The organism is Cecembia lonarensis LW9 (genome assembly GCF_000298295.1).
Lineage (GTDB): Bacteria > Bacteroidota > Bacteroidia > Cytophagales > Cyclobacteriaceae > Cecembia > Cecembia lonarensis.
In genome coordinates, this window is sequence record NZ_AMGM01000146.1 from 1 (window position 1) to 4,786 (window position 4,786).

General features: G+C 38.9%; 2 protein-coding genes and 1 pseudogene. 2 read left to right on the forward strand and 1 reads right to left on the reverse strand.

The genetic code is table 11. The annotated features are described in order from the left end of the window. Positions 1 to 426, reverse strand: a pseudogene (locus tag B879_RS20205) (delta-60 repeat domain-containing protein); the annotation flags it as partial. A 1,208-nt stretch (positions 427 to 1,634) separates the two neighbouring features. On the opposite strand from B879_RS20205, the gene B879_RS20210 reads away from it, so the two are divergent. Then, positions 1,635 to 2,270: an outer membrane beta-barrel protein gene (locus tag B879_RS20210; RefSeq protein ID WP_009187090.1), complete on the forward strand. Its 636-nt coding sequence runs from the start codon at positions 1,635 to 1,637 to the stop codon at positions 2,268 to 2,270. A gap of 2 nt (positions 2,271 to 2,272) precedes the next feature. Then, on the forward strand, positions 2,273 to 4,669 hold the full coding sequence (locus tag B879_RS20215) for a M43 family zinc metalloprotease (protein ID WP_009187091.1): 2,397 nt from the start codon (positions 2,273 to 2,275) through the stop codon (positions 4,667 to 4,669). The last annotated feature ends 117 nt before the right edge of the window (positions 4,670 to 4,786 follow it).

Consider the following 4,786-nt stretch of genomic DNA (forward strand, 5'->3'; position numbering starts at 1 on the left):
GTTCGCCCCCGTGCCGGGATTAAAGGAAGTATCGAGGCTGCCGTCCGGATTCAGCCGGGCGAGGCGGTTTCTTGCCACGCCGTTGTATTGGGTGAAATTTCCCCCGATGATGATCTTCCCGTCCGATTGGATAGCGGTGGTCCGAACGAAACTGTTCGCCCCCGTGCCGGGATTAAAATCTGTATCGAGACTACCGTCCGGATTCAGCCGGGCGATCCTGTTTCTTGCCACGCCGTTGTATTGGGTGAAAAATCCCCCGATGATGATCTTCCCGTCCGATTGGATAGCGGTGGTCTCAACGGCACTGTTCGGACCATCACCTAAATTGATCTGATCGGCATTGAAGCTTAGGTCATTGGAGCCGTCCTGGGCCCTCGCTGAGAGCATCAGCAGTAATGCAAGAATAAAGAGTAGTGGTTTTTTCATAACAGAAAATTTTAAGTTCAAAATTGGTTTCCGGAGCCTGTCTTCATTTCTAAAAATCCTCTACTACACTCACCGAAAGAACACTCTCCCATTATGCAAGTTCAGGAAAGCTTAGCTTGAAAAAAATACCTCATTTGGGGTATTTTTGATAATAAAGTGTTGTTTGAAGTATATATTTTGTATTTCGATACCTATTTTTTGGTATTGATGAAGTAGGAAAAAGAGCCAAGGCAAAAGGCAAAAGGAAAAAGGAAAAACGTTTGATCCCGGAGAAACTATGTGGACCTATGTATCTCTCCCGAATTCGGGACAAGTTGTGGTTAAAAATTTTGCCACATAGTATCATAGAAAACATAGTTGGACAGCAACTCACCTTTGTTTTAAAATTAGGCGGTTGATATCCGGGGAAACTATGTGAACCTATGTTTCTCTGTGGTTAAAAATTCTGCCACATAGTATCATAGAAAACATAGTTAAGAAGCACCCAACCTTTGTTTTTAAATCAGGCGGTTGATCCTGGGAAAACTATGTGATCCTATGTTACTATACGGTTAAAAATTTTGCCACATAGTATCATAGAAAACATAGTTGGGCAGCACCCACCTTTGTTTTTAAAATCAGGCGGTTGATCCTGGGGAAAACTATGTGATCCTATGTTACTACATGGTTAAAAAATTTTGCCACATAGTATCATAGAAAACATTGTTAGGCAGCACCCAACCTTTGTTTTTAAAATCAGGCGGTTGATATCCGGGGAAACTATGTGAACCTATGTTTCTCTGTGGTTAAAAAAATCAGATTATAGTTTTTACAATTACTTTTACCTAAGCAAAAAGCGTTTAAATGATTAAAGTTTAAAGCTTAACCGGTTAACCATGACAACCTGACAACCATGAGAACTCTCAATGCCCTCTTAAAAAGCCTTAACTTCAGGTTCCAACAAACCCACTTGGTTCTTTTTACCCCTTCGACTAACTCAGGACATCGCTTTTGCCTTGGCTCTTACTTGCCGACAACCAAGACAACCCTGGACACTTATCAAAAACTAAAACCCTATCAACTATTAATAATCTTCTAAAAATCCCCAAATACCCTACCCCATTTGTAGTATTTTTGGTATTAGACGAATAATATTTGTTTGAAATAATTCATTTAGCGGTAGCAGCTTCTTAAATTAATATCCTGTTTCAATTTTTAAAGGATTAAATATGAAGCTTTTACTCAGGATTTTGGTTTTCATTTCTCTAAGCGGCACAGCTTTTTCACAAGCAGATACACTTGCCCTGGAAGAAGTAAAGAAAAAGTCCAATACGAATTGGAGGTTTGGCTTCCATGCCAGTTACCTGAACACCAATAATTCCCTAGGCTTCTTTGAGGTGGACAGGGATTTCAAAGCGGGGTTTAGCTTTGGGCCGGTATTCAATATCAAAATCAGCCCCTATAACAACATGAGGCTGGAGCCTTATTACCTTTTTCAGCAATTCCAAAACCGGTATTTGGTAGACAATATCGACCTGACTTCGGCCTTTACCAATCATGTGGGAGGAATGGATTTTTTCCCTTTGGTGCTAAAAAGTAAAAATAAGTTCACTCCCACCCTCTCCCTCGGAGGCTATGCCCAGTACCATTTCTTTTCCAAGTCAGAAACCCAGATCAACCAAACGGATATTGCTTATTCCTTTGAGGACTTTAATGAATTGCAATTTGGTTGGGTGGTAGGTGCCGGGATGTACCTCAACCGGACCTTGTTAGAGTTGAGGCTGTACAATGCCATGGTGGATTTTTATCCCAATGCTGTTTCAAGCAATACGCTGCGTAGTATGTCATTCATAATCGCATTTTAAATATGAAGAGCCGCATAACCCTTATTTTCTTTTCCTATTGCCTCTTGTTCAATGCCTGTATGGTGGACAATTTTGAGGAAGGCGCCCTTTTGTTGGACAGTATTACAGAGGTCAGGCTAAGTTCCAATGATACCCTGTTTTTAAAGAAAGACGGTACCTTTGAAATCAGGTATGCCTTGAGGTATTTTTCCAAACAAGGAGAAGTAAATTTCAGGAATACGGTCAGGCCGAAATTTTTTCTGAACGGGATCGAGGTAGATAAGGCAGAGATTGACCTCAGCCAAGAGGCCAGTTATATACTCCAAGCTGAGGTTCCCAATAACCCAAAATTATTAAGCAATGAATTGAATATTCAGGTTTTATCCCTTATCAACGCGATTAAAGAAATCCACCTGGAATTTATTGGACAATCCAATATTTTGATTGCTGAATTGGATGAACCGACTTTTGAAGATTTATTCAGGATCAATCTCCTTCTTGTAACTGGGGAAAGGATGGTTGTCAACGAGAATTTTTTCGATTTTGAATTTATTCTGAATGGCAGTAAAGTAGAAGCGTTTAAGTTTGATAACCTGACTTTAGGCGAAACTACCGAAGTACAAATAGGCATCAATGACATGCTCAGTAATGTGGTAGGATTGGAAGTTTTAACCATTGAAAATGCCATCAACGAAATAGCTATTGATTATTTAGGGGAATCCAATATTCTTATTCCTGAATTGCAGGAGGTGAATTTTGAAGATTTGTTAGGGCTTGAACTCACCTTAGTAAATGGCGCCAAATTGAAAGTGGGGAAAAGTGATTTTGATTTTGAATTTTTACTAAATGGAAAAGCATACAAAAAATTAGAAATCGAAGATTTTGAGTTAGGAAAGGTTACGGAATTGAAAATAGCGATCAATGAGGTTGTAAGTAATGCTATACAAATAGAGGTATTGAGAATTAAAGATGCGGTTTCCGAAATAGAAATAACTCTTATTGAGGGAGTAAATCAAATCAATAAAGCAGAGACAAAGGGGCTCATTACAGATTTTATAAAAATAGAAGCTGAGTTAAAAAATTCAATGAAGATCGATTTAAAAAAGTATCCTGAAATTTTTCAAGTCATATATAATGAGATTAAATTATTGGATAAGGATATTGCTAATTTTCCTGATGGGAGATTCAAGTTAAGTGTGCAAGTTGCTGAAGTAAGAAGTAATTTTTTGGATTTTGAAATATTTGATCCCATGACCTATATCAAGCGCATAGACCTGGTCTTGGATGAAAGGACAAGGAACATTTATGCCGTTGCCGGTTCTTCCAAATTGGATTTTACTTATGAGGTGATTGGCATGGATGAGTCGGTACTCTCTATTCCTGCGAGTTTGGTGGTGGATGGAAAGAAACAAGATTCTTTTCGAAATGTACCCATTACCAAAGCAGGTATGGTCCAGGTACATGCAGAAATATCCGGTAAGAAAAGCAATTCGGTACAAATCATTTCAAGACAAGATCAGGTTTTACCTAAAATCAGGGTGCCCATTGTTTTTCATGTTTTGGATAACCTCAATAAAAATATCACAAAATCAGTCATTGATTTTGAAATGGAGAAGTTGAATTTGGCTTTTGCCAATCAATTTGAACTCGATCCCTTTATGCCCAAAAGTAGTAATGCGGTTAATATACACATGGAGTTTTACTTGGCTGATAGGGATGAAGCTGGGAATTTGCTTTCTCAGCGTGGAATCAACCGATATTCAAGTGGTGGTCAGACATTTGGAGAATCTACCGAAGAAGAAAGAATTTATCTTTTCCAAAGAATGTGGGATCCAAGGAAATATGTGAATGTTTTTGTAGGAAGAATGGACCGATTGGGAGGTTATGCATATTTACCTTTTGTGAAGGACATAGACTTACCAGGTATTTTTACTATTGATAATGATTATGTTTTACACTATCCCTACGTTACAGTCATGTCTGATAATGCAATGGGAGAGCCAAACAATAATACTTTAGCCCATGAAATAGGGCATATGTTGGCATTGTACCATACATTTGACCAAAATACCAATGGATTTCAATGTATTGACGGAGACTATTGTCCTGATACGGAAACCCATTTAATTGACGCCACAAACAGTCTTTTTGTGAGTACAAGTAATTTTATGCTTAATTGTCAGGAAGAAACTTTTATATCAGTCAACATAATGGATTACATACAAAAAAGCAATAGCTTCACTTTTGACCAAAGAGCGCGTATGAGAACTGCTGCAATCTACAGTCCCTTCTTTGCGAAGGAAGGAAATTATACCAATGCGCGGCTTCGCCCCCTGGAAAAAGGGCCCCTTGACCATAGTATCCAACCTGTGTTTTGTCCGAACCAAAACCATTTTGGAAGAAGGTTTCATCATCACTGAGGTTTGAGGGAGGCGGTTTTTGGAGGGCGGATGTCGAAAGGGGGATTTTGAATAACTAAGGAGCTGAGGGATTTCTTTAAGAAGCGAGAAGCTAGAGATTAGATTATAGACTCGAGT